This window comes from Curtobacterium sp. PhB115, from assembly GCF_003752025.1.
Taxonomy (GTDB): domain Bacteria; phylum Actinomycetota; class Actinomycetes; order Actinomycetales; family Microbacteriaceae; genus Curtobacterium.
In genome coordinates this window covers 207,953-234,178 of sequence record NZ_RJKR01000009.1, presented here as the reverse complement: position 1 = coordinate 234,178, position 26,226 = coordinate 207,953, and the positions used below count along the sequence as shown (strand labels likewise).

The 26,226-nt window shown below is 71.9% G+C and carries 19 protein-coding genes; 7 read left to right on the top strand and 12 right to left on the bottom strand.

Features of this window, described 5'->3' with window-relative positions:
* The first annotated feature begins 24 nt into the window (after positions 1–24).
* A complete protein-coding gene (locus tag EDF19_RS13995) occupies positions 25–894 on the top strand; it encodes an RDD family protein (protein WP_123681480.1) in 870 nt (289 codons plus the stop codon).
* Positions 895–933: 39 nt separating this feature from the next.
* Here EDF19_RS13995 and ahcY read toward each other — a convergent pair whose 3' ends face one another.
* Positions 934–2,412, bottom strand: a complete 1,479-nt coding sequence (ahcY, locus tag EDF19_RS13990; protein WP_123681541.1) for an adenosylhomocysteinase — start codon at positions 2,410–2,412, stop codon at positions 934–936.
* Between the two features lie 105 nt (positions 2,413–2,517).
* Complete coding sequence (locus EDF19_RS13985) at positions 2,518–2,733, bottom strand: DUF3499 family protein (protein WP_123681479.1); 216 nt, start codon at positions 2,731–2,733, stop codon at positions 2,518–2,520.
* A 59-nt stretch (positions 2,734–2,792) separates the two neighbouring features.
* Here EDF19_RS13985 and EDF19_RS13980 point away from each other — a divergent pair, with 59 nt between their 5' ends.
* Positions 2,793–3,233, top strand: a complete 441-nt coding sequence (locus EDF19_RS13980; RefSeq protein WP_123681478.1) for a metallopeptidase family protein — start codon at positions 2,793–2,795, stop codon at positions 3,231–3,233.
* 6 nt (positions 3,234–3,239) lie between these two features.
* Here EDF19_RS13980 and EDF19_RS13975 read toward each other — a convergent pair whose 3' ends face one another.
* The 5 genes from EDF19_RS13975 to manA all read right to left on the bottom strand — a co-directional run bounded on the left by EDF19_RS13975 (position 3,240) and on the right by manA (position 10,337).
* Positions 3,240–4,640, bottom strand: coding sequence for a DUF5719 family protein (locus EDF19_RS13975; RefSeq protein ID WP_123681477.1), 1,401 nt, complete (start codon positions 4,638–4,640; stop codon positions 3,240–3,242).
* Positions 4,637–7,474 carry a glycosyltransferase family 2 protein gene (locus tag EDF19_RS13970; protein WP_123681476.1) on the bottom strand — a complete coding sequence of 946 codons (2,838 nt, stop codon included), beginning with the start codon at positions 7,472–7,474 and terminating at the stop codon, positions 4,637–4,639. Before EDF19_RS13970 ends, EDF19_RS13975 begins: the two co-directional genes overlap by 4 nt.
* A gap of 124 nt (positions 7,475–7,598) precedes the next feature.
* A complete protein-coding gene (locus EDF19_RS13965) occupies positions 7,599–7,931 on the bottom strand; it encodes a WhiB family transcriptional regulator (RefSeq protein ID WP_395860290.1) in 333 nt (110 codons plus the stop codon).
* Positions 7,932–8,120: 189 nt separating this feature from the next.
* Positions 8,121–9,083, bottom strand: a complete 963-nt coding sequence (galE, locus tag EDF19_RS13960; RefSeq protein WP_123681539.1) for a UDP-glucose 4-epimerase GalE — start codon at positions 9,081–9,083, stop codon at positions 8,121–8,123.
* 45 nt (positions 9,084–9,128) lie between these two features.
* A complete protein-coding gene (manA, locus tag EDF19_RS13955) occupies positions 9,129–10,337 on the bottom strand; it encodes a mannose-6-phosphate isomerase, class I (protein WP_123681475.1) in 1,209 nt (402 codons plus the stop codon).
* 39 nt (positions 10,338–10,376) lie between these two features.
* On the opposite strand from manA, the gene EDF19_RS13950 reads away from it, so the two are divergent.
* Entirely contained in the window at positions 10,377–12,509 is a 2,133-nt protein-coding gene (locus tag EDF19_RS13950; protein WP_123681474.1) for an acyltransferase family protein, read from the top strand.
* 50 nt (positions 12,510–12,559) lie between these two features.
* Entirely contained in the window at positions 12,560–13,939 is a 1,380-nt protein-coding gene (locus EDF19_RS13945; RefSeq protein WP_185022863.1) for an O-antigen ligase, read from the top strand.
* A gap of 8 nt (positions 13,940–13,947) precedes the next feature.
* Here EDF19_RS13945 and EDF19_RS13940 read toward each other — a convergent pair whose 3' ends face one another.
* On the bottom strand, positions 13,948–15,327 hold the full coding sequence (locus EDF19_RS13940) for a hypothetical protein (protein WP_123681472.1): 1,380 nt from the start codon (positions 15,325–15,327) through the stop codon (positions 13,948–13,950).
* A 137-nt stretch (positions 15,328–15,464) separates the two neighbouring features.
* Between EDF19_RS13940 and EDF19_RS13935 the strand changes: the two genes are divergently transcribed.
* Positions 15,465–16,754, top strand: coding sequence for an O-antigen ligase (locus EDF19_RS13935; protein WP_148071107.1), 1,290 nt, complete (start codon positions 15,465–15,467; stop codon positions 16,752–16,754).
* A gap of 296 nt (positions 16,755–17,050) precedes the next feature.
* On the opposite strand, the gene EDF19_RS13930 is transcribed toward EDF19_RS13935, so the two are convergent.
* Positions 17,051–17,797 (bottom strand): polyprenol monophosphomannose synthase, encoded by a 747-nt coding sequence (locus tag EDF19_RS13930; RefSeq protein ID WP_123681470.1) that lies wholly within the window; start codon positions 17,795–17,797, stop codon positions 17,051–17,053.
* Positions 17,794–20,283, bottom strand: a complete 2,490-nt coding sequence (locus EDF19_RS13925; RefSeq protein ID WP_123681469.1) for a glycosyltransferase — start codon at positions 20,281–20,283, stop codon at positions 17,794–17,796. The genes EDF19_RS13930 and EDF19_RS13925 overlap by 4 nt, the downstream gene beginning before the upstream one ends.
* A 138-nt stretch (positions 20,284–20,421) precedes the next feature.
* Here EDF19_RS13925 and EDF19_RS19205 point away from each other — a divergent pair, with 138 nt between their 5' ends.
* Entirely contained in the window at positions 20,422–21,780 is a 1,359-nt protein-coding gene (locus tag EDF19_RS19205; protein ID WP_185022862.1) for a glycosyltransferase, read from the top strand.
* Positions 21,781–21,953: 173 nt separating this feature from the next.
* Here EDF19_RS19205 and EDF19_RS13915 read toward each other — a convergent pair whose 3' ends face one another.
* Together EDF19_RS13915 and EDF19_RS13910 are read right to left on the bottom strand one after the other, a co-directional pair.
* Positions 21,954–24,506, bottom strand: a complete 2,553-nt coding sequence (locus tag EDF19_RS13915) for a hypothetical protein (RefSeq protein WP_123681468.1) — start codon at positions 24,504–24,506, stop codon at positions 21,954–21,956.
* Positions 24,506–25,120, bottom strand: a complete 615-nt coding sequence (locus EDF19_RS13910; protein WP_123681467.1) for a hypothetical protein — start codon at positions 25,118–25,120, stop codon at positions 24,506–24,508. Before EDF19_RS13910 ends, EDF19_RS13915 begins: the two co-directional genes overlap by 1 nt.
* A 205-nt stretch (positions 25,121–25,325) precedes the next feature.
* Between EDF19_RS13910 and EDF19_RS13905 the strand changes: the two genes are divergently transcribed.
* Positions 25,326–26,225, top strand: a complete 900-nt coding sequence (locus EDF19_RS13905; protein ID WP_123681466.1) for an ABC transporter permease — start codon at positions 25,326–25,328, stop codon at positions 26,223–26,225.
* Position 26,226 lies beyond the last annotated feature (1 nt).

The following is a 26,226-nucleotide window of genomic DNA, read 5'->3' as shown; positions in this document are numbered from 1 at the left end:
CCGTCCGTCCGACAGAATGATCCCATGTCGAAGCCCCGTGCGCCGCGCGACCTCGCCGATGCCCGGTTCTCCCGTGCCCTCGACGACACCGCCGACGAACTCGTCGTCGGCGAAGGGGTCGCGCTCGACGTCCAGCCCGCCGGCATCGTGCTGCGGCTCGCGGCGGCGCTGCTCGATGCCCTCTGCCTGGTCGCCCTCGCGGTGCTGCTCCTGATCGGGCTGTCCCGGGTCTGGCCGAGCGGCCTCGACGACGCGTGGGGCGCCGCGCTCAGCATCGCACTGCTCGTCACCGTGGTCGTGCTCGTCCCCGCGGCGGTCGAGACGGTCACCCGCGGGCGCAGTGTCGGCCGGTTCGCCACCGGCACCAGGGTGGTGCGGCTCGACGGCGGCGCGATCGGCTTCCGGCACGCGTTCACCCGAGCCCTCGTCGGGGTGTTCGAGCTCTGGATGACCTTCGGGTCGGTGGCGCTCCTCGTCGCGTTGTTCGGGTCGCGGCCGCGGCGGCTCGGGGACCTGCTGGCCGGCACCGTGGTGCAGCACGAGCGGATGCCGAAGCAGCGCGACCCAGAGGTCCTGCTCCCCGCCGAACTCGCGGCGTGGGCCGGGGTGGCGGACGTCTCGGCGCTCCCGCAGCGGCTCGAGAACCGGCTCGGGGCGTTCTTCCGTGGGGCCGCCCTGATGCGTCCCGAGCTCCGGGTGGCTGCGGCGCAGGGCCTGGCGGCGGACGTTGCTCCGTTCGCGCACCCGGTGCCGCCGGTACCCGCCGAGGTGTTCCTCGCCGGGGTCGTCGTGCTGCGCCGCTCGCGGGACGTACAGGCGCTGCGCTCCCGCGCGCAGCTGCTCGCCGCCGCCGGGGCGTCGGCGGCCGCGCGCCCGCCGGGCTTCCCGCGCTGACGCGCGGCGCGCGGTCGCGGCGCGCGGTCGCGGCGCGCCTCAGTAGCGGTAGTGGTCCGGCTTGAAGGGGCCCTCGACCGGCACGCCGATGTACGCCGCCTGCTCCGGACGGAGCTCGGTCAGCACGACCCCGAGGGCGTCGAGGTGCAGCCGCGCGACCTTCTCGTCGAGGTGCTTCGGCAGCACGTAGACCCCGGTCGGGTACTCCGAACGCCGGGTGTGCAGCTCGATCTGCGCGAGGACCTGGTTCGTGAACGAGTTGCTCATCACGAACGAGGGGTGTCCCGTGGCGTTGCCGAGGTTCATCAGCCGCCCCTCGGACAGCACCAGGATCGACCGACCGTTCGGCAGCCGCCACTCGTGCACCTGCGGCTTGATCTCGACCTTCTCCACGCCGGGCAACGACTCGAGCCCCGCCATGTCGATCTCGTTGTCGAAGTGCCCGACGTTCGCGACGATCGCCAGGTGCTTCAGCCCGAGCATCTCGTCCACGCCGACGACGCCGAGGTTGCCGGTGCAGGTGATGACCATGTCGACCGTGCCCACGACGTCGGCGAGGCGGGCGACCTGGTAGCCGTCCATCGATGCCTGCAGCGCGCAGATCGGGTCGACCTCGCTGACGATGACGCGCGCGCCCTGCCCACGGAGTGCCTCGGCCGCCCCCTTGCCGACGTCGCCGTAGCCCACGACGAACGCGACCTTGCCGCCCATCAGGACGTCGGTCGCACGGTTCAGGCCGTCGGGCAGCGAGTGCCGGATGCCGTACTTGTTGTCGAACTTCGACTTCGTGACGGAGTCGTTGACGTTGATCGCCGGGAACTTCAGTTCGCCGTTCCGGAAGAGCTCGTACAGGCGGTGCACGCCGGTGGTGGTCTCCTCGGTCACGCCCTGGATGTCCGCGGCGATGCGGGTCCAGCGGTCGGTCGACTCCTGCAGCGACGCGGCGACGGTGTCGAGCACGATCTTCCACTCGGCACTGGCGTCGGCCTCGGCGACCGGCGCGGCCCCCGCTGCTTCGGCGTCGGCGCCGGTGTGCACGAGCATCGTCGCGTCACCGCCGTCGTCGAGGATGAGGTTCGGGCCGATCCAGTCGGCACCGGCGGCCGCGGCCTCGGCGGTCCAGTCGAAGATCCGGTTGGTGCACCACCAGTACTCCTCGAGCGTCTCGCCCTTCCACGCGAACACCGGGACACCGGCGGGGGCTTCGGGGGTGCCGGTGGGCCCGACGGCGACGGCGGCCGCGGCCTCGTCCTGCGTGGAGAAGATGTTGCAGCTGGCCCAGCGGACCTGCGCGCCGAGGGCGACGAGCGTCTCGATGAGCACCGCGGTCTGCACCGTCATGTGCAGCGACCCGGCGATGCGCGCGCCGGCGAGCGGCTGCGACGCCCCGAACTCCTCGCGCAGGGACATCAGGCCCGGCATCTCGTTCTCGGCGAGGCGGATCTGGTGGCGGCCCGCCTCGGCGATGGAGAGGTCGGCGACGCGGTACGGTGCTGCGGTCTGGGCTTCGGTGGGCATGCCCATCAGTCTTCCATGCCGGGAGGCGCGGGTCGTCAGCCGACGTCGGTCACGTGAGCCGTGCCTCCCGTCCGCCTGCCGCTGGTGCGTCGCGGACGCGAGCCGTCAGTCCGCCTCGCGCGGCAGCGGCTCCCGCCGCACCACCTGCCAGCCGCGCGGTACGCGCAGGCGGGCGGCGTGACGGGCGCAGAGGTCGTAGCCGTGGGGTTCGACGCGGGTGGAGAGCGGCCCGACGACGACCATGGAGTCGCCGTAGTCGTACGTCAGGGTCGCCGAGGCACTCGCGGCGCACGCCACCTTGCTGCAGATCCTCACGTCCATGACGACTGGGAGCCTAGCGGAGCGATCGGGGCGGGCTCGTGCGCGCGTACGATGTGGGGATGCGTCGGAAGCCCCGCCTCGTCACCCCGATCGACCGCGGTCGTGGCCGGTCCCGGCACGGACGCGGCGGCCGTTCCAGCGTCACCGGGCCGGAGCTCGCGCCGATCATCACCCGCGCCGAGGCGTTCGACCGCATCGTCGGCGACAGCGCCCACTACCTGCTCGGCCTGTGGCCGGAGGAGCTGGCCGGTGTGGTGTTCCAGGTCGCGGACATGCCGACCGACCAGACGCTGCCCGACGCCATGCCGCGCTGGCGCATCGACCGCGAGACGCGTCGTGTGACCGTCTTCCGGATCCCGGTCGAGCGGGTGAACCGCAGCCCCGAGAAGGACGACGCCGATCGGCGCATCATCATCGAGACCGCGGTGTTCCGAGCGGTCGGCGAGCTCATCGACAAGGACCCGTGGGACCTGGCGCCGGACCGCTACCGGCACTGGTGACCCGGGTCAGGGGTAGACGCGCACCGGCGTCGACACCTGCGTGGCGGGCCGCACCGGGAACCCGGCGATGCCGGCGTCCCCGCGGTAGGTGACGCCGGCGACGATGCCCTCGGCGCCGGAGATCGTGAGCTGGGTGGCCGTCGGCACCGGCATGGTCGCGGTGGATCCCGCGACGAGCGACAGGGTGCGCTTGTCGTCGCCGGTCCGGATCACGACATCGCGGTCCTCGCGGGTCGGGTTCACCAGGTTCAGGCGGACGCCCTCGCCCGGCGCGACCGCGGTGATCGTGCGGTCGCCGAGCGGCGCGGCGGAGGCGAACCACCCCAGGTCGCTGCCGCCGTCGGTCGGCGTCGTGGTGCGGGCGCCGGCGACGACAGGTTCCGTCGAGGTCACCGTGAACGAGTAGCGGCCGTCCGGGAAGTCGTCGAGCGCGACGTCGGTCACGACACCGGGTTCCGCGGTCGCGTTGACGGTGGTGCCGCCGCCGTCCGCGGTCGTGATGCCGAGCGTGACGCGTGCCGACTTCGTCCCGGGGACGAACAGCCGGACGATCGGTGCGGCGTCGGCGGTGTCGTCACCGCGCTGGGCAGCCTGCGCGCCGGCGAGGACCACACCGGGGATCACCTGCGAGCGGGAAGGAGCTGCGCCGCCGGAGACGATGTCGTAGCCACCGGGGGTGAGCGTCCGGACGACGGACTCCTGCATGTGCGCGACGATCTGCCCGCCGGACGACGACACGTGCACGGTCGTCGAGCCCTGGTCGGAGACGAAGCCGGAGAGCGGCACGACCTTCTGCGTGTTCGGCGCGACGACGATGCCCGTCGTGCCCGGTGCGCTGACCGTCCCGGTGCCGTCGTAGATCGCGAGGTCCACCGTGGCGTTCACGTCGGTCGGGTTCGACAGCGTGACGAGGCTCGTCCGGCCGGTCTCGGTCGAGCCACCGACGAGCCACGTCGACTGGGTCGGGTCGTCGCACGATGCGGCCCCGGCGCCGACGAGGTCGCCGCTCGACACGCTCTGGTAGCTGCTGCCCGCGACCTGCGGCGTGGTGTCACCAGCCGGGGCGGTCAAGAGGCGCGGGTCGCTGCCGCCCGTGGTCGAGGCGTCGAGGGACGTGCGCTCGACGGTCGACCCGGTCGTCGCGGTGGCGACGGTCGCGGTGCCGACGGTGCTGGCCTGGGTGGCGTCGTTGCCGGAGTCGTCGGACAGGCGCAGGGCGCTGCCCGCGCAGACCCGCTCGGCTGCGGCGGGCACGGGTGTGACGGTGCGGCCGGCCGGGCGCCCCGGGTCGGTGGTGGTCCCGATGGCGTGCGCGGCGGTGATGGTGCCGGCGGCCACGACCACGGCGATCGCGGTGGCGGTGCCGCGGACGACCCACCGGCGGACGGCGGCGGAGTTGGTGCTCATTCGTCGCGCTCCTCGTCGAAGGTGGTCGCGGGTTCCTCGGCCTCGATGACGTTCGAGGTCGCCCGTCGGCGCCGCGGGGCGGTCGGGACGGCGAGCAGTGCCGCGGCGCCGAACACCACGCCGAGCACGACGAGGTAGAGCACGTGCGTGGCCTGCGCGGCCGCGGAACCGGTGCTCGTGCGGTCGACGTCGCCCTCGTAGTGGAACAGCTGGCCGTTCGTCGTCTCACCGATGCTCGTGAAGAGTGCGTTCTGACCGATGGCACCGGCGGCGCGGTCGTGCACGGTCTGCGCCTCGGGGTCGTCGCCCGCTTCGTCGAGCAGCACGAAGCTGATGCCGAGCTCCTGGAGCGCGGGTCGGGGGTCGTAGCCGCTGCGGCTCGCGATGTTGCCCGCGAGCGTCGTCAGCCGTGCGCCGGACTCGCTCAGCCGCAGGGCCGTGGCGTCGAGCGTCGACTGGTCGTCGAGGGTGGCGCCCTGCCCGCGCTCGAGCGAGACCGCGAGCGAGCCGTCGTCCTGCGGCACGATGACGAGCGTGCCGACGTCGGGGTTCGCCTGCGCCTCGGCGTTCACGTAGGCGCTGAGCACCCGGCCGGTGGTCGGCTGGATGGCGGCGTTGCCGAGGTAGAAGGCCGCGAAGGCCGGTGCGACCGCGACGCCGGCGAGCACCGTCGCGACGAGTCCCGTGACGGGCGCGGCCTTCGGCAGCACGTCGATGCCGATGCACGCGGCGACGACCAGCGCGAGCCAGTAGACCGACAGGCCGCTGCCCGGCCAGACGATCGTGGTCGTCGACCCGACGCCCGTGACCGTGACGTGGGTGGCGCCGAACGCGGTGGCGTACCCGAGCAGTGCGACGACGAGGGCCGAGCCGGCGACGGCCCAGCGGTGGCCGAGCACCGCCCCGATCGCGGCCACGGCCACGGGGAGCGCCAGGACGGCCATCACGATCGGCAGGACCGTGGCGGCGAGGGCGAGCCCGGAGGTCGCGGGGAGCCAGCCGCTCCAGTCCGGCAGCGGCTGACCGATGGCGAGCTGCAGCGCGGACGGCGCACGGGTGGCGGAGGGGACACCGGGGTCAGCGAACACCGCGAGCACGTTGCCGCGGGCGATCTGGGCGAGCACCAGCGGCAGGAAGAGCACGGCCGTCGGCACCGGGATGAAGACGCGGCGGTGCGCGCGGCGCCAGCCGACGACGAGGGCGACGAGCCAGCCGACGAGCAGGACCGGCAGGAGCGACGGCGCCGAGGCCGCGATGACCGCGAACAGCAGCGAGGCACCGGAGGCCCAGGCCCACGACCGGTGCGCCTCGAGGACGGCGACGAACAGCCACGGCAGGAGCAGGTGCGCGATGACCGCACCGAGGTGGCCGGTGGTGACGGCGCCGACGAGCGACGGGGCGATCGTGTAGAGCGCCGCGCCGATGACCGGGACCCACTTGCGGGTGGTGACCTTGCGCACCGCGAACCACGCACCGAGGGCGGACACCGGGAACGCGACGAGCATCACGAGGACGACCGAGGTCGACGGCGACCAGAACACGATCGAGCCGAGGACCGCGAGCACCGCGGCGAACGGGTCAGACGGCCCCGTGAAGCCGGTGCCGAGGGAGTGCCAGCCGTACCCGACGTTCTGCCACAGCTCGGCGACGCTGGTGCTGAGCGGCAGCACCCCACCGCCGGTCAGGGCGGGCGAGCTGAGCAGCGGGTAGAGCGTCGCGACACTGAGCACGGCTGCGGCGAGCACGACCCAGATCCCGCCGTCGCCGAGGAACGACGCCCGTGCGATCGGGGCGTCCTCGACCCGGGCGAGTTCGACGTCGCGCGAGGTGGTGCGGTGCTCGTGCACCCGGCGCCAGCTCACCCGGAGCGGCTCGACGGCCGCCCACCCGAGCTTCTTGGACCGGGCGAGGTTCTTCCGCGCCCGACCGACGCCGCTGCCGAACGCCACCGCGAACGCGGCCGCGAGCTCGGCACCGACGGCCGCCGGGTGCTTCGCGACGAGGTGGCCGATCGCGCGGCCCACGGCGAACGGGACGAGGGTGAGCCAGTGCAGCCACAGCAAGCCGGCCGGCGCGTACGTCATCCGACGGTGCAGCTGGGCCTGACGGTGCATCCGGACCCGGCGGCCCTCGGACACGCGCTTGCGGCCGAACTCCTCGATCGGACCGGCGGTGGACACCTTCGCCTCGGGGACGACGGCGACGCGGTGCCCCGCCAGGCGGACGCGGACGCAGAAGTCGAGTGCGGCGTCGACGTCGGGCAGCCCGGGGTCGAACCCACCGAGCTCGTTCCACACCGAGCGGCGGACGAGCATGCCGCCGGCCGCGACACCGAGGACGTCGGTGTGGCGGTCGTGCTGGCCCTGGTCGAGCTCGTCCTGCACGAGCACGATGGACCGGCCGAAGCGGGTCATGCTCTCGCCGAAGGCACGGATCAGGGACGGGTCGTCGTCGGCCACGAGCTTCGGTCCGGCGACGACGACGGACGGGGCGATCTCGACGGCGGAGAGCAGGTCGGCCAGGGCGGTCGGCGCGGGCGCGTTGTCGTGTCCGAGCAGCCACAGCCACTCGTCGACGGGTTCGTCCGTGACGGCCGGCGGGGCTTCCCGCTCGCCGCGGGCGACGGCTTCGCCGAAGGGGCGGCCAGCCGGCAGGCGCAGCAGTTCGGCGGAACCGCCGAACGACAGGCCCGCGGTGGAGCCGTCGGTGGAACCGAGGTCGACGACCACGAGGTTCTCGGGGTGCCGGGTCTGGGCGGCGAGCGCGTCCAGGGTCCGGTCGAGGTGGTCCGCCCCGTTGGCGGCGACGAGGATCGCGGTGACTCTGGGCTGCATGACGGGCGTCACTCTACGGTCTGGAGGCACGGGGTCCGTTGCGGACGGCGGCGCGCCGTGAACCTGTGGGCGCCCTCAACGCGCGGTGCGGGACGGGCGCACGCCGCGCCTCCAGGGCTCGGGCTTACGCCCTCTTCCGCAGCTTGCGGCGCTCTCGCTCGGACAGGCCACCCCAGATGCCGAAGCGCTCGTCGTTCTCGAGCGCGTACTCGAGGCAGTTGGCCCGGACCTCGCACGAGGTGCAGATCTTCTTGGCCTCGCGCGTGGAGCCGCCCTTCTCGGGGAAGAACGCCTCCGGGTCGGTCTGTGCGCACAGCGAGTCGGCCTGCCACGCGAGCGGGTTCTCCTCGTCGTCCGTCTCCGGCCGTCGCACACCCGGGACGCCGAGCGCCACGGGGTCGACGTGCCAGTCCTCCGGAACTCCGGCGTGGAAGTCGGATCCGTTCACCCTGATCACCCCTGACGTCTTGATAACGGGACCACAACGATTGAAGTCGTTGCCTGTAATTACAGCGGTGTCATTCGTCTGAGTCAAGTCGCGGATCATAGAAGGCACTGACCACTTCGGCGTGTCATGTCCCCCGTCTGGGCGTGTCGCGCCCGTTCTGTCGGGGTTTCGGGGGACAACCGGGACCGCCAGCAGCCGTCAGGAGGCGCTGCGCCGGGCTTCCCAGGCGCTCGAGACCATCTCGTCGAGCGTGTGCCGCATCGCCCACTCCAGGTCACGCCCCGCGGCCTCGCCGGTCGCGACGATGCGCGCAGGGTCACCGGGGCGACGGGGGGCGATCTCCGGCTCGAACGCGATGCCGGTGCCCTTCGCCATGGCGTCCATGATCTGCCGGACGCTCACGCCGTCGCCGCTGCCGAGGTTGTACGCACGGTCGAGCGGCTCCCCCGCCTCGAGCTTCTGCGCCGCCACCGCGTGCGAGTGCGCGAGGTCGGCGACGTGCACGTAGTCGCGGACGCAGGTGCCGTCCGGGGTCGCGTAGTCGTCGCCGTTGATCCGCGGGGTCCGACCGGCCAGCAGCGCGTCGAACACCAGCGGGAACAGGTTGTGGGGGCTGGCGTCGTACAGGTCGGGCTCCCCCGATCCGACGACGTTGAAGTAGCGGAGCGAGGTCGTGGTGAAGCCGGCGGCGACCTCCATGTCGCGCAGGAGCCACTCGCCGATGAGCTTCGACTCGCCGTAGGGCGACTCCGGGTTCTTCGGGGTGGACTCCACGACGGTCTCGACGTCGGGGGTGCCGTAGACGGCGGCGCTCGACGAGAACACCGCCTTCGTCACACCGTTCTCCGCCATCGCACGGAGCAGCGTCGCCATGCCGGTGACGTTCTGCTCGTAGGTGTGCAGGGGCCGCTCGACCGAGACGCCCGCGTACTTGAAGCCCGCGACGTGCACCACCCCGGTGACGTCGTGCTCGCGGAGGGTCCGGGCGACGAGGTCGCCGTCGAGGATCGTGCCCTCGACGAACGGCACGTCGTCCGGGACGAACGCGCGGAAGCCGCTCGAGAGGTCGTCGAACGCGACCGTGTCGATGCCGGCCGAGCGCAGTGCTCGGACGACGTGGGACCCGATGTACCCGGCACCGCCGGTGACCAGCCAACTCATGCTCGCCACGCTAGCGGACGATGGCGCAGCCCCGGGGCTGCCTGCCTACGCGCCGGTGGCGATGAACACCGTCGAGGTCACGCCGTCGGAGGAGTCGGCCTCGACCGTGACGTCGCCCTCGTCGGGCGTGATGAAGCAGGACTCGCCCTTGCGCAGCAGCGTCGCGGACTGCGCCCCGACGAGGGTGACGACCCCCTCGGTGCAGATCGCGATCGACGGCCCCGTCAGCGGTGCGATCCCGCCGGTGCTCAGCCCGACCGGACGACCGTCGCCGGCGACCCGGACGAGTGCGAAGCCGACTCCCTGCGGTGCGAAGCGCTCGACGCCCGGTGCGAGGTGCTCCGGCTCGAGGACGGGCGCCGGGTACGCGGTGAAGTCGAGCACGCGCAGGAGCTCCGGCACGTCGACGTGCTTCGGCGTGAGCCCGCCGCGCAGGACGTTGTCGGACGGCGCCATCAGTTCGATGCCGAGCCCGTCGAGGTACGCGTGGATGTTGCCGGCCGGCAGGTACATCGCCTGTCCGGCGGTGAGCGTCACGCGGTGCATGAGGAGCGAGACCACGACGCCGGGGTCGCCGGGGTAGCTCACGGCGAGGTCGCGGACGGTCGCGGTGTTCGGGGTGTGCGCGGCCTCGTCGAGCCCGGTCGCGAGGTCGCTCGCGGCCTGGACCACGGCGAGCGCCGAGTCGTCCGCGGTCTCGAGCCAGCGCACGGTGTCCTCGAGGCCGTGGTGCAGGTGCACCTCGAGCGGACCGAGTCGCCCGGTGCCGCCGTCGAGCAGCCGGACCTCGGCGAGGGTGTCCTCCACCGACCGGAAGCCGCTCAGGGCCTCGAACCGCTCGCTGAGCGCGACGACGAGCTCGGGCTTCGGGAACGGGTCCTTGTAGTTCCGGGAGGGGTCGTCGAGCGCGATGCCCTCGCGCTCCTCGCGGTCGAAGCCCTCCTTCGCCTGCTCCGGGGTCGGGTGCGCCTGGAGCGACAGGGGTGCTGCCGCTGCGAGCACCTTCAGCAGGAAGGGCAGCCCGGTGCGGTCGTCGCCGAGCGCGGTCTGCGGCTCGGACTCGATCCAGTCGCGGAGGGTGTCGGCGCCGCCGACCATCGCCGGGTTGACGACGACGCTCGGGCTGCCCGCGTGGGCGCCGAGCCAGAGCTCCGCCTGCGGGGCGCCGGTGACGGTGCGGCCGAGGAGCTCCGGGATCGCGGTGACCGAGCCCCAGGCGTAGTCGCGGGGGGTGTTCGTGATGCCGAGGAACATGGGCCCGAGCCTACCGGCGGTGATCGTAGACTCCTGGCGATGGCTGGGATCACCGTGGGGGCGCCGACCCGGCGAGCGCGCCGTGCCGACCGTGGCGCCGTGGTGGACGGGACGCGGTGGGACGTGCAGGGGCTCCGCGCGTTCGCCGTCCTCGCCGTCCTGCTGTACCACCTGTGGCCGAACCGACTGCCCGGCGGGTTCATCGGCGTCGACGTCTTCTTCGTGATCTCGGGCTTCCTGATCACCGGGCACCTGCTCCGCGAGGCCTCCGCGACCGGCCGGATCGCCCTCGCGGCGTTCTGGGCCCGTCGTGCGAAACGGCTGCTCCCCGGCGCGTTCCTCACGCTCGTCGCCACCGGGGTCGCGGTCCTCCTCTGGGTACCGAACGCGCTCTGGGGGCAGTACGGCCGGGAGCTCATCGCCTCGGCCGTGTACGTCCAGAACTGGCAGCTCGCGGCCGACTCGGTGGACTACCTCGCCGAGGGCAACGGCGCGTCCCCGTTCCAGCACTTCTGGTCGCTGTCGGTCGAGGAGCAGTTCTACATCGCCCTGCCCCTGCTGCTCCTCGGGGCCCTGTGGTTCGCGCACCGCGCACGCCGACCGGGAGCCGACCCGGTCGTCGTGACCCGCGTCGTGCTCGGCGTCGTCGTGGTGCTCTCGCTGACGTGGAGCATCGTGCAGACCGGGACGGCGTCCGGGGTCGCCTACTTCTCGACGGCGACCCGAGCGTGGGAGTTCGCACTCGGCGGGCTCGCGGCGACGATCCCCCTGCGTGTGCCGCGGTCGGGCGCGGCACGGACGTCCCGGGCGGTCGGTGCCTGGGTCGGCGCCGGCGGGCTGGTCGTCTCGCTGTTCGCGATCACCGCTGCGACGCCGTTCCCGGGCATCGCGGCGGCATTGCCGGTCGTGTCCGCGACGCTGGTCGTGCTGCTCGGTTCGCACTCGGGACTCGAGTTCGTCGGTCACGTCGCCCCCGTCCGCTTCACGGGTCGGATCTCCTACGCCGTGTACCTCTGGCACTGGCCGGCGGTCGTCCTCCTGCCGATCGTGACGCGCCACGAGCTGACCGCCGCGGACAAGGTGGCGATCGTCGTCGGTGCGCTCACCGTCGGTGCGGCGACCACCGTGTTCGTCGAGGAGCCGCTCCGGTTCTCCGCGCGCGTCCGGCGGCTCCGACCCCGCCGGGTCGCGGTCTACGCGGTGGTGAGCACCCTGGTCGTGGTGGCGCTGGGCGCGACGTCGCTCTCGGCCCTCCACGTCCAACAGGTCCGGACGGCGCGGCTGGCGGAGCGCCTCGGCACCGGGGACGTCGCGTGCTTCGGAGCCGCGGCGGAGATCGGATCGGCCGACCCGTGCGTGAACCCGGCCCTCGCCGACGTCCGGGTGCCGTCCGCGGCGAACGCGATCGACGACGACGCGAACCGATCGGCCTGCTGGTCGAACGACTCGAGCACGTTCCGGATGTGTTCCCTCGGCCCGACCACGGGCTACTCCGAGCACCTCATCGCGATCGGGGACTCGCACAACAACGTGCTCGTCGACGCGTACGAGCGGATCGCGGAGCAGCGCAACTGGCGCATCGACGTCGCCGGACACCAGAGCTGCTACCTGACGACGGCCGAGCAGCAGGCCGGGTCCAGGCGCCAGGTCGACTCGTGCACCGGTTGGAAGCAGAACGCGATGGACCACATCCGGTCGCACCCGGACCTGGACGGCGTGATCGTGACGCACTCGACCGGGAACGGCCCGGTCGTGGTGCCGGACGGCAGCTCGGACGAGCAGACGGTCGTCGACGGACTCGTCACGGCATGGGGTGCCGCCGCCGATGCCGGCATCCCGATCATCGCGCTCCGGGACAACCCTGCGGCGCGCGCCGACGTCGTCGCGTGCGTCGGTCAGATGTCCGGGCCGACCACCCCTGCCTGCGACTCCTCGCGCGCCGACGCCCTCGCGGGGTTCGACGGGTCCGCCGAGGCAGTCGACCGCATGCACGGCGCCGCCCGTCTCGTCGACCTCACGGACTCGTACTGCACCGACACGGTCTGCCCTGCCGTCATCGGCGGCGTGCTCGTCCACCGCGACCAGACCCACCTGACGAACACGTTCGCGACGACACTCGCGCCGTACCTCGGCGCTGCCGTCGCCTCGGCCCTCTCGTCGATGCGGTCGTGACCGGCCAGGCGAACGACGGACGCGATCGGTCGGGCCGGTACCCTGGCGTCGTGACGAACACCTGGCCGCTCGCTCGCGGGCCCGTACCCGAGCGCGAGGCCTTCGCCTTCGGCGCGACGACGCTGTTCGTGCTGTTCGCCGGCGACGCGGTGCCGAACACCCTGACCTGGGTCGGCGCGGGCATCCTCTGGGCCCTGGTGGCCGTGTGGGGCGTCACCATCCTGGTCCGGGCGCGGCCGCCGCTCGTACGGACCCCGTGGCCGCTCTGGGCCTTCCTGGCGTGGTGCCTCGTCTCGGTGGCGTGGTCGCACTGGCGGTTCGCGACGATCTCCAGCCTCATCGTGCAGGTGATCTGCGTCGCCGTGGCGTTCACGATCGCGTCGACGCTGACGTGGCGCCGGATCGCCGACGCGCTGAGCCTCGGGCTCCGCTGGGTGCTGCTCCTGTCACTGCTGTTCGAGGCCGTCGTCGCGGTGTTCGTCCGCCACCCGATCGCGCCGATCTGGACGGACTACGGCGACGCGGACATCCCGGACGCGTTCTACTTCTCCCGCGCCGAGCTCTTCACGGGTGGGCGCATCCAGGGGCTCCCGGGCAACGCCAACCTGCTGGCCATGGTCGCGCTGCTCGTCGCGATCGTCGTCGTCGTGCAGCTCGCCGAGGGCCGGATGCGCCGTGCCCGTGCGACCGGCTGGCTCGTCCTCGCCGCGCTCGCCTTCGTCCTGACCCGATCGTCGACCGTGATCGCCGCGGCGCTCGTGGTGGCGGTCGTCGCCCTGGTGGCCGTCTGGGTGCGCCGGGTCCCGACCGAGCGCCGGACCCCGCGCTACCTGGTGCTCGCCGTGGGCGCGGTCGTCGTCGCGGTCGCGGCGTTCCTGCTGCGCGGCCCGGTCTCCGAGCTCCTCGGCAAGGGGTCGGACGCCACCGGCCGCGGCGAGATCTGGGCGAAGGTCCTCGGGCTGATCGACCAGCACGCCGTCGTCGGCTGGGGCTGGATCGGGTACTGGTGGCCGGGGATCCCGACGCTCGCTGACCTCGCGCACCGCAAGGGGGTCACGTACCTGCAGGCGCACGACGCGTACCTCGACGTGTGGATGCAGACCGGGATCATCGGGCTGGTGCTCTTCGGCCTGTACGTCGTCACGACGCTGTGGCGCTCGTGGGCGTGTGCGACCCGGATCGGGTACGACGCGGCGCTCCGTCCGCGGCCGTTCGACCCGGTGTCGCTCCTGCCGCTCCTGGTCGTCGTGGCGCTGCTGGTGCAGTCCGTCGCCGAGTCGAGGTTGCTCTACCAGGGCAACTGGGTGCTCTTCGCGCTCCTGGCGATCAAGGCCCGCATCGTGCTCACCGGCGAGGAACCCGCCTCGACCGGCGACGGCCCCCGGACCCCGCCCGCGAAGCGCGAGTTCCGCTGGGCCGCGACGCGCTGAGGGTCACCTCACCGCTCGAGCCAGGAGCACGGCACCGGTGACGACCACGGGGCCGACCGGAACCGCACGACCTCGAGCGACGGGTCTGTCCGACACGCCTCGACGGCGGCCGGCACCTGCGCCGCCCAGACCGGACCGGCACTCCGACGGGTCTCCCCCGGCGCGACGGCGAACACCGCCGACGTGACGACGGCGGCGACCACGCAGCAGGCTGCCACCGACCCGAGGAGCCGAGCCGTGCCTCCAGGCCGTCCCGCCGGACGCGACCAGTGGTCCGGGTCGAGGAGCGTGGCGGCGGCGACCACCGCTCCGGAGACGAGCAGCATGCCTGCGGCGGCCGCGTAGCGCTGCGGCGGGAGCCCGGCCATCGCCGCGACGGGGTGTGCCCACGGGATGCCGGCACCGCCGTTCGCGACGAGGGCCGCCCACCAGACGGCACCGGAGCCGAGGACGAGGGCGACGACCATCCACCGGGCGGGCCACGGGCCGACGACCACGGCGGCCACCAGGACGACGAGGAGCAGGCCCGCCGGGACGAGCACCACGGCCCAGCCGTGCGCGACGACGGCGGTGACGGCCGCTCCGACGTCCGGGTTCCACGACCCGGCGACCGGTCGGAGCAGGTAGCCGGCCACGACGTCCCGGAACGCCGGTGCGCCGGGCACGGTCGGACGGGGGTGCGTCAGCGTGGTCACGAGCTGCGCGACGGCTCCGGCGAGCGCCGCGACCGTGACGGGGAGCGCACGGACACCACCACCAGGAGCCGTGCCGCGTGCCGCACCGCCTGCCGCACCGCCGCGCAGGTCGTGCCGCCAGCCGAGCAGCAGCAGCGGCAGGAACAGCACGGTCAACGGCTCGGTCAGCACCGCGCACGCGACGACCACCGCGAGCCCCACCGCTCCCCGCCACGTCCGGCTGCGGTGTGCGAACGCCCACGGCACCAGGACCAGCGCGTACCAGTGCAGGTTCGCCGCGTTGCCGCTGATCTCGTACGGCGCCAGCGGCAGCACGACGGGCGCCGCCGCCAGGACGACCCGGAGCGGCCACGACCGGACCACGCCGCGCGACAGCACGAACACGAGCGCGGCGACGAGCCCGACGAGCAGGCAGGACGTGGCGGACAGGACCTGCGCGTACCGGGTGACGGGCAGGGCGTAGCCGAGGTCGACGACGAGCCGTGGCACGAGGTGCACGTACCCGGCGTACGGGTGCAGGAGCGTGTCGAGCGGTCCGAGAGCGATCCGCTCGCGCAGGAACACTCCCCCGTCCTCGGCCCACACCGTGCTGCGCGGGACGGGTCCGAGTCGGGTCCAGGCGAGCGCGGTGGCGAGCACCCCCAGCAGGACGACGCCCAGTGGGACCCCGGCGGCACCACGTGCGCGCTCCATCGGCTGACGATACGTCCGTCATCGCGGATCGTCGATAGCGCCGCGCGCCCGCGGCGCACCTGGACCGCCGCCGCTCCGCGCTGCGCGGGGCTCGTCACAAGGTCGTGCGCCAAGATGGACCCGTGACGGACGGTCGGGTGAGCAGCCATGTGCTCGGGCGCCGGTACCTCTCCGCCTGGATCGGCTTCTCGGCCGGTGGACGGTTCAGCCAGGCGCTCGCGACGGTCATCGTGCTGTTCGGGTTCGGCCAGCCCACCGTCGAGGCCCTGGTCGGCCGTGCCGGCACCTGGGCGGTGCTCGTCACGCTGTTCGTCCTGGCGGGCCTGAGCCTGCTCGGGCAGCGCTACCGGATCGAGTGGCACGGGGTCCTGCCGCTGTCCCTGCTGGCCTTCGTCGGCTACTGCGCGCTGAGCGTCCTGTGGAGTGAGTACTCCTGGGTCGCGCTCCGAGGGCTCGTCGCGACGGTGTGCTTCATCGGCCTCGGGCTGTACCTCGCGCTCGGCCGCGACCTGGTGCAGGTGATCCGGGCCTCCGGTGACGCGTTCCGCATCCTGCTCGTCACGGCGCTCGGCCTCGAGGTCCTGTCCGGCCTGGTCCTCGACGTCCCCTTCCCCGCCTTCGGCATCCGCGGCGACATCGCGTACGGCGGCCCGATCCAGGGCATCGGCGGCACCCGAAACTTCATGGGCTTCATCGCCGCGATGGCGCTCGTCACCTTCGTCGTCGAGTTCCTCACCCGTTCAGTCACCGTGTGGCGGGCCGTCGCCTCGACCGCACTGGCCGTCATCGCCCTGATGCTCGTGCAGTCCCCCATCACCGGACTGGCGATGATCGCCCTCGCCGTCACCGCCCTCGCGCTCTGGTCACTGCGGCACGCGAGGCCGTCGACCAGACCCGTCGTCAACGGTGTGCTCGGCGCCGCGGTGCTGTTGACCTTCGTCGTCGGGGTCCTCGCACGGCACCGGCTGCTCGCCGAGATCGGCGCGGCCGGCGGCACGGCGACGCGCATCGACCTGTGGTCCCAGATCCGGGTGCTCGTCGAGCAGTACCCGATCCAGGGCTGGGGCTGGGTGGGCACCTGGCCGACCGAGCCCGTGGTGCCCTACGTGACGCTCATCGACCCCGCGGGTGTGCGGTTCACCTCGGGTCTGAACGCCTTCGTCGACGCCTGGCTGCAGATCGGCTTCGCGGGCACGATCATCCTCGGCGTGACGGCGCTGCTCGCGTTCGCCCGCGCGTGGGTGACGGCGACGACGTTCCCGGGGGTCGCGTACGTGTGGCCGGCCGCGGTGCTGGTGCTGCTGGCCGTCACGAGCACGGCGGAGAGCTACCTGCTGCACGGTGCGGGGCTGATGGTCTTCGTGACGGTGCTCGTGATCGCCGCGCGACGGCGCTCCTGGCGTCGGCACCTCCCGCGCACGCCCTGAGCCGCGGCGCGCGGACGCGCACGCGCACGCGCACCTTCGCGCTTCGTGAGCAGAAATGGTCGCCCTGGCGGACGCGACCCGACCATTCCTGCTCACGAAGCGGCCGTCCCGCGTGACCCACCGACGGCCGGGAGGCCCGTGGCGGGCCCGCACCGCGCCTCCAGGCCGTCGCGCCCAGCGTTCCGGGCCCGCACATCGTGAGCAGGAAAGGTCGCCTCTGCGGACGCGACCCGACCATTTCTGCTCACGAAGCGAGCGAGGGCGAGCGCAAGGGCGCGGGCGAGCGCGAGCGCCCGCTACGGGCGCGTGCGCCGGCCGAAGCGGCGCTGCAGGCCCCACTGCGTGACGCGGAGCATCGCCTCGAGGACGATGGAACGGCTCATCTTCGAGACCCCGTGCACGCGGTCGCGGAACCGGATCGGGACCTCGACGATACGGCCTCCGAGGGCGTCCACCCGCAGCGTCATGTCGACCTGGAAGCAGTACCCCTTCGAGTCGATCGACCCGAGGTCCATCCGTGCGATCGCGTCCGAGCGGTAGACCCGGAACCCCGCGGTGATGTCACGGACGTCGAGCCCGAGTACCAGGCGCGCGTAGGTGTTCGCGCCGCGGCTCAGGGCCTCGCGGCGGAACGGCCAGTCGACGACCGAACCGCCGGGCACCCACCGCGAGCCGATCGCGAGCATGACTTCGTCCGAGGTCGTCACCGCGTCGACGAGCGCCGGCAGCCGGTCGGCGGGGTGCGAGCCGTCCGCGTCCATCTCGACGAGCAGCGGGTACCCGCGCTCGAGTCCCCAGCGGAACCCGGCGACGTAGGCGGTGCCGAGGCCGAGCTTGCCGGAGCGTTGCAGCAGGTGGACACGGTCGTCGTCGGCCGCGATCGAGCGCACGATGTCACCGGTGCCGTCCGGGCTGCCGTCGTCGACGACGAGCAGGTGCGCGCCCGGCACCGCCGTCAGGACGGCCGCGACGATGGACCGGACGTTCTCGGCCTCGTCGTACGTCGGGACGATGACGAGGGCCGTCGCTTCGGCTGGGGTCACCGGTTCTCGAGGCGCCGCTTGATCTTCCCCGCGACGCTCCGCGGGCCCTCGGTGCGGAAGTAGTGCACCGCACGACCGACGTCGTACCGGACGCCGGAGAGCTTCTTGCGGTCCGGCACCCGCACGCGCATGGCGTGCGGCGCGATCGCCGACGTGGTGTCGCGGACCGTCTTGTCGGCGGCACGCACGGGGTTCCGGCAGAAGTCCACGAGCGGGGCCAGGACGTTCTCCCACGTGAACTGCTCGCGCACCCGGTCGACGTTGCCGATGAACTCGGTGCGGGCCTTCTTGTCGAACAGCGCCGTCTCGAGTGCGGCGGCCAGGCCGTCGATGTCCTGCTCGTGCACCGCGATGCCGAGCTTCTGCTCGGCGACGAGGTCACCGAAGGAGTCGCCGGCGGTGGTCACGATCGGCAACCGCGCCCAGAGGTAGTCGAGGATGCGGGTGCGGAACGAGAAGGTGGTCTCGAGGTGCTCGTAGTGCGTCGAGACACCGGCGTCGGCCTCGAGCAGGTAGGCGCCGCGCTCCTCGTACGGGATCCACTGGTCGTTGAAGAACACGTGCTTGCCGGTCAGCCCGAGGGCGTCCGCCTCGGCACGGACCTTCGCGACGATGTCCATCTCGGGCACGTCCGGGTTGGGGTGCTGCACGCCCATGAAGAAGAGCTTCACCGACGGACGGCGGGCGGCGAGCTGCGCGATGGAGCGGACCAGGGTGATCGGATCGAACCAGTCGTAGATGCCACCGCCCCAGACGACGAGCTTGTCGTTCTTGCCGATGCCCGGCACGACTCCCTTGACGCGCTGCTGGTCGTGGACCGGCGGCGTCGACGAGAGGCCGAACGGCACGACGCCGATGAGCGAGCGCAGGTCGGCGTCCCGCGAGTACGTGCGGGCGTTCACCCGACCGGAGCCGGCGAGCTGGCCGAGCCAGAACATCCGCTGCCGCTCGGACGCGCAGATGAAGTAGTCGCCGAGCTCGAGCTGGTGGTTGAGCGTGTCCGAGGCGTCGAGGATCTGACGGTTCCACTTGTCGACGTCGTCGCTGCGGCCCTGTTCGAGCTGTTCGAGGTGCAGCGGGTCGTACACGTCGACGACCAGGATCTTGCTCGTCGACTCGAGCACCGGGAACAGCCGGAGCGCGTGGCCCTGCACGATGATGACGTCGGCCCAGCCCTCGTGCTCGACCATCTGACGCGGGTGGCGGTGCGGCACCGTGACGACCTCGTACGAGGGGTCGATCGGCGACGAGCGGGTCAGGCTGACCACGCGGACGTCGTGCTCGGTCGCGAGCTGCTTCGCCATCTGGGTCGCGCGGATCGCGGGCCCGGCCATCTTCGCGCCGATGGAGTCGCCGGTGATGATGAGCACGCGACGGCGGGTACCGACCTCGAGCACCCCGAGGGAGTGCACGATCTTGTCGTAGCCGGCCAGGTAGTTCTCGATCGGGTACGCCGGCTCGTCGCGGTTGCCGAACAGGCGGAGGAGCTCACGGTCGGAACGGACGCGGGTCGCCTGGATCTGCCGGCGGGACTCGGTCATCGACGGCAGCTGCTCGACGAACTGGTCGACGCCGTAGATGCCGGCCATGCTCGTCTTCGGCACCGGGATCGTGGGGACGCTGTCGTCGCCGGGGTTCCGGAGGTCGAGCTCCGTGGAGTCGAGCTCCCCCCGGCCGACGGCACGACGGACTGCGAGCGCCAGCGAACCGGGCAGCGCGGCGGCGAGCTGCTCGTCGCCGAGGTTCTTGTAGAGCGTGAAGAGGGCGTTCCGCTCGAGCAGGTAGGTCTCGCGGAAGTCGCCGAACTTGTTCATCGACGCGTGGTGCTTGTGGAACGCGACCGACTTCGGCTGGTACCGGAAGCGCCAGCCGAGCAGGTTCAGCCGCCAGCCGAGGTCGACGTCCTCGTAGAACATGAAGTAGCGGTCGTCGAAGCCGTCGAGCTGCTCGAAGAGCTCGGCGCGGATGAACATCGCGGCGCCGGTACCGAACAGGACGTCGGTCTCGCTCTCCCAGCGGCCGGTGTCCGGGGAACCGGCGAAGGGCTTGTAGCCCATGCCGTACCAGGTCATCGCGGCTTCGGTGAAGTCGACGTTGACGCCCTCCCAGTCGAGGACCTTCGACGCCACGGCGCCGATGTCCGCACCGGAGGCGAACGTCGCCATCGCTTCGCGCACCCAGCCGGTGTCAGGACGGGCGTCGTTGTTGAGGAACGCCACGACCTCGCCGGAGGACTTCTCGACACCGAGGTTGCACCCACCGGTGAAGCCGAGGTTCGCTCCGGCGTCGATGAGGGTGAAGTCGAGGTCCGACGCCTTCAGCCGACCGAGGTGCTCGGGCCCCGAGCCGTTCTCGACGACGATCACCTCGAGCTTGTCCTGCGGCCAGTCCTGCTTGCGGAGTTCCGCGATGCTCGTCAGGGTGTCGTCCGTGCCCTTGTAGTTCACGAGGATGACGGACACGACTCCCGGCTTGCGCTCTGTCACGCGAGTTCCTCCAGCAGCTGCCGCGCACCGGGCGCGGGTCGATGGCTCGGCCGCGGGGTGCCGCGGGCCGATGACACCCTACAAGGCGCGCCCCGCCACTCCCCTGTGGCGGCCGACGATTCGTGCAGAATGGCGGGCGTGACTGCCGCCGTGATCCCGAACACCCCCATGTCGTCCCCGCTCCGACAGGAGTACACGGCCCTCGCTGCCGGCGAGCACGCCGAGGGGCCGCGCGGGACGATCCGGTTCGCGGTGTCGACCGACGACCCGACCGAGGGCAAGGGCGACCTGTTCGTGGCGCTCGGGCTCGCGCGGGCGCTCCGTGCCGAGGGCTGGGGCGTCGCGATGTGGCCGCTCGCACGCTGGGGCGAGCAGGTCCCCGAGGACACCGCCGTCCTGGTGAGCATGATCGAGTCGTTCGTCCCCGGGTACGTGCCGGCGTCCACGGCCCTCGTCGCCTGGGTCAGGAACTGGACGGCCAAGTGGGCGGCGTTGCCGTACCTCGACGAGTTCGACGCGGTGTGGACGTCGTCCGGCATCGCCCGCGACGTGGTGGCCGCGAACTACGACGGCCCGGTCGAGGTCGTCCCGATCGGCGTCGACACCGACCTGTTCACCACCAACGAGGAAGCGACCGAGACCGTGACCGGGACGGGGACCGGGACCGGTCCCGGGACCGGGACCGCGACCACCACCACCGGCGCACCCGCCCGCACCGACCGCGCCGTCACCACCGTCAACTTCTGGGGTGTCCGCCGCCGGGTGCAGGACGTCCTCGCCGAGGTCGCCCCCGCCGAACCGATCGTCTGGTTCGCGGCCAACGTCGACCACGTCGAGGCCTCCGCCGGCGTCGAGCTCCGACCGGCGGTGTCCTACTTCGCCCTCCCGGAGGTCTACCGCGCCGCCGGCTTCGTCGTCGACGACGTCATCGCACCGGCCGCCGAGTTCGGCACGCTGAACTCCCGTCTCTACGAGTCGCTCGCCTCCGGCGCCCTGCCCGTCACCGACTGCGCGCTCGGCCTGGACGAGCTCGGCTTGTCCGACGTGCCGGTGTTCGAGGACGCGGCCTCGCTCGAGCGTGCCCTCGCGATGCCCCGTGCCGAGCGCACCGCACTGGTCGCCCGGCTCCGTGCCGTGGTCGTCGAGCGGCACTCGTTCCGTGCCCGCGCCGTGCAGATCGGTCCGGTGCTCGACGCCGCCGTGGCCATCGCGTCCGGCCGCTCCGGTGAGCGCGGCGCGTTCCTGCGCTGGGCGACGGCGCAGCGAGAGGTCCTGCGCCAGGCCGAGCACGACCGTGACGTGCACCTGGCCGGCGTGCAGGACATCAACCAGCGGTTGATCGTCTCCGAGCAGAAGGTCGGCGCGTACGACACCGCACGGCGGCAGGCCGAGGCCGAGCGGGACCAGATCGCGGCGCGGTTCGACGGCCTCACGCGGTCGCCCGAGTACCGGCTGCTGCACGGTGTGGGTCTGATGGCCCGACGCGCACGCCGCTGACGGACGGCGCGCGCTCACTCACGCGCTCGCTTGGTGAGCAGGAATGGTCGGGTCCGTCCACCGGAGCCGACCATTCCTGCTCACGATGCGTGCGCCCTGGTCGCGACCACGGAACGGACGGGAGGCGCGGTGCCAGCTGGCACCGCGCCTCCCGTCCGTTCTGTGGTGACCGTCTACTGCACGGTCACCGTCTTGGTCCCGAAGCTCTTGTACGTCCCGCTCGGCAGGTCCTGGTAGTAGATGCGGACGGTGTGCTTGCCGGCCTTCAGACCGGTCAGCTTCCGGTACAGCCCCACGTCCGAACCCCAGTCCGGGTAGACCTTCTGCACGTCGGTCCGCGCCGAGTTCACGGTGCCGGGGGTGATCGCGACGCCGTCCAGGTGGATCTTGTACTTGACCGGGTCCCAGACGTCGGGGTCGACCGCCCAGCCACGGGCGACGATGGTCCCCTTGCCGCCGGTGACCGACTCGAACGCACCCTTGACCGAACCCGTGCTGCCGGTCTTGCCGGTCGTCGGCGGGTCGGTGACCGTGACGGACTTCGTGCCGAAGCTCTTGTACGTCCCGCTCGGCAGGTCCTGGAAGTAGACCCGCACCGTGTGGGTGCCGGTGCTCAGGCCGGTGAGCTCGAGCGACAGGCCGACGTCGGAGCCCCACGAGGGGTGCACTGCCTCGACGTCGGTGCGCTTCGCGTTCGCGACGCCCGGGTCGATCGCGACACCGTCGACGTGGATCTTGTAGGCGACCGGGTCCCACACGTCGGGGTCGATCGCCCAGCCGCGGACGGTCGCCTTGTGCACGCCACCGGTGACCGACTCGTAGGCACCCGTGACGGCACCCGTCTTGCCGGTCTTGCCGGTGGTGCCGCCGGGGGCCGACGGGTCGGTCGTCGACGCCGCCGTGACGGTGACGGTCTTCGTGCCGAAGCTGACGTACTTGCCGCTCGGCAGCTCCTGGAAGTAGACCCGGACGGTGTGCTTGCCGGCCTGCAAGCCGGTGAGCCGGAGCGTGAGCCCGACGTCCGAGCCCCAGGTCGGGTGCTGCGCCTCGACGTCGGTGCGGGTCGCGTCCGCGCTGCCGCTGTTCGTGCTGACGCCGTCGACGTGGATCTTGTACTTGACCGGGTCCCAGACGTCCGGGTCGATGGCCCAGCCGCGGACGGTCGCCGTGCCGACGCCGCCGGTGACGGAGTCGTACGACCCGCGGAGGGCACCGGTCTTGCCGGTCTTGCCGGTCGTCGGGGCGTCGACGAAGACGGACTTCGACGCGACCTTGACGTACTTCGTGCCCGGCTTGTCCATCGTGTAGAGCGTCACGGCCCGGGTACCCGGCGTGATGCCGCCGATCGTCTTCGAGAACCCGAGGGTGCTCCCGACGCCCGAGTAGACCTTCGCGACGTCGGTGCGGGTGCGGTCGGCCGTGCCGGTCGCCTTGCTCACACCGTCGACGAGGATCTTCCACGGTGCCGGCTTCGCCGAGTCGGGGTCGAGGACCCACCCGCTCGCCGTGATCGTGCCGACGCCACCGGTGACGCTGTCCAGGACGCCCTTCGGTGCCGCGCTCGTGATGGTGCGGGTGTAACAGCCGAGCAGCGTGTTCGCGCCCTTGCCCTGGTTGATGGCGTAGGTGCAGACGGAGTGCGCCCCGAGGGACAGCCCGGTCAGCTCGGTCGCGAAGCCGTGCGCCGTGTTGCCCGAGCCGAGGGACCCGGCCAGGTCGCTCCTGGTCTTGTTCGCGGTGACCGTCTTCGCGCCGGCGCCGTCGACGTAGAAGGCGACGCGCAGTGCGTTCGTGGTGTCGGGGTCGACTGCCCAGCCGGTGACGGTGATCGACGAGGGCGAGGTCGCGGTGACCGCGTCGACGTTGCCGGTGGGGCTGCCGTTGCCGGTCGCCGAGCCGAACCAGTCGGTGTACATGCGCCAGAAGTTGCGGTTGCCGTACGCGGAGCAGCTGTCACCGGTGCCGTAGAGGTTCGACATCGCGGCGGTGTTCGGCGTGTACGGGGTGTAGATGTACAGTCCGGCCGTCGCCTGGTTCTGGATGTAGACGGTCTTCCGGCCGCAGGCGGCGTTCGGGTTCAGCAGGATCGAGTTGTTCCGGCCGGCCTGGTACGCCCACGAGGTCGGGGACGCCTGGTAGCGCTTGAACTGCAGCGCGGCGGCGTAGACCTGTTGGCCGAAGCCGTAGTACGCCGGGTCGCACGGTGCCGTGTCGGGGCACGCGAAGCCGGTGGCGTGCAGGTACATGTACGACGTCGGCGAGGACGTCGTGACGATCCCCTGCTCCTTCTGCAGCAGGACGAGGAGCACCTTCTGGCTGATGCCGCACGCGGCACCGACCTGGGCGATCATCGTCGCCGCGGACTTCGTGCCGCCGGCGATCGCGCTGCACCGACCGGAGACGGCGCTGATCGCGCTCATCTTCTGCGAGAAGTCCTTGAGGCAGGCGGGGCCACCCGAGGCCTTCTTGCAGTTCGGGGCGACGCTCCCCAGGAAGGACTGCACGGCGGCGGCGCTCATCGCGGAGCCGTTGTAGAAGTTCGCGTCGCTGATGATGTTGCCCGGGTCGAAGTCCGAGGCGGTCGCAGCCGAGGCGGACTCGGTCGTGGTCAGCATCGTCCCGAAGGTCAGACCGCTGACGGCGACGGCGAGCGCCGCGACGAGCGCGAGGGACGTGCGGAACGGCCGGCGACGTCGCCGGTCCGGATCGGTCTGGATGGACTGCATCACGGCACCTCCGCCGGCATCGGTTCGGACGTCGTCGACTGCGAGCCGACGGCGTAGGTCAGGGTCACGGACCAGGTCCCGCTGCCGACCTGGGTGGCGGGGAACGCGACCTGTGCGCAGTTGACCGACGAGGCGCTCGCCTGTGCGGCGCTCGTGGCGGTGCGCGTGACGCCGCCCTTCTTCGCCGTGAACGTGCACTTGCCGGTCGCGACGGTGGTGCCGGAGACGAGTCCGCCGGCCTGCAGGGTCTTCGAGCCGGTGTCCCAGCCCGCGTAGGTGACGACCGCGGTGGCCGGGAAGTCCGAGGGGTCGGTGTCCGGCTCGTTGGTCGATCCGGTGCCGGGGAAGGCACCGGGGGTGTCGTCGCCCGTGGGGTCGTCGGTGGCGTCACCGCCGGTGCTGCCGTCGTCGCCGGTACCGGTGCCGGTCGACGCTGCGTCGGTGGGCTCCGTGGTCGCGGAGTCGTCGGAGGTCGGGGTCGCACTCGGGGTGCGGGACTCGGAGGACGACGGCGACGGGGTGGCGTCGTCGCCACCACCGGAACAACCGGCCAGGAGGAGACTGAGGGCACCGACCACCGCGAACGCAGCGATCGGCCTGGATGCGAGGAGCATGCTGACGGGCCGTCCTGTGGATGTTGACAAGGGTCCGGGTTGCGTCAACGGTAACCCGAAAGTGAAGGTTGAGGGTTGGATCGGTCCGGAATCACCCCCGCTCGGGGTGCACGACGACCGTCGTCCAGCCCACCGAGCGGCAGCGGCTCTTCCGGGTCGCGGTGAGTATGCTGTTCCGGTCCTGCCCCCACGAACGAAGAGACACATGGTCGATCAAGCCCGCATGGCGTCGCTCGCGAAGGAGCCCCTCGTCGTGATCGGCGCTCCGACGAGTGCCTTCCGAGGAACCTGGCGCGAGCTGCGCGACGTGTTCCGTCAGCGCGAGATGCTCGGCATGCTCGTCCGGCGCGACCTGAAGGCGCGGTACAAGGACTCCGCCCTCGGGTTCGTGTGGACGCTGGTGCGCCCGCTGACCCAGCTGATGATCTACTACTTCGTCATCGGACAGGTCCTCGGCGCCGCCCACGGCATCGACAACTTCGCGATCTACGTCTTCACCGGGCTGACCGCGTACACGCTCTTCAGCGAGATCGTCGCTGGGTCCACCGGATCGATCGTCGGCAACTCCGGGCTGATCAAGAAGGTCTACGTCCCGCGCGAGGTCTTCCCGCTCGCGAGCGTCGGCGCAGCCCTGGTGAACTTCACGATCCAGTTCGCGATCCTGCTCGCAGCGACCGTCGTCATCGGGGTGTTCCCCTGGCACGAGGGACTCGTCTACCTCATCCCGTCGCTCGCCGTGATCCTGGTCTACGGCGCCGCCATCGGCCTGGTGCTCTCGGCGCTGAACGTCTACCTGCGCGACGTGCAGTTCGTCATCGACGTCGGACTCATGGTGCTGCTCTGGGCCTCGCCGATCGTCTACTCGTACTCCATGGTCATCAAGGAGCTGCACGCCGGGTGGCTCCTGGCCGTCTACACGAACAACCCGCTGACCCTGTCGGTGCTGGGCCTGCAGAACGCGATCTGGCTGCACCCGACCCCGGTCGAGTACCCGGACCACCTGATGCTCCGGCTCGGCATCGCGTTCGTGATCGGCGTCGTCTGCCTGATCGGCGCGCAGCGGGTGTTCTCCCGTCTGCAGGGCAACTTCGCGCAGGAGCTGTAGA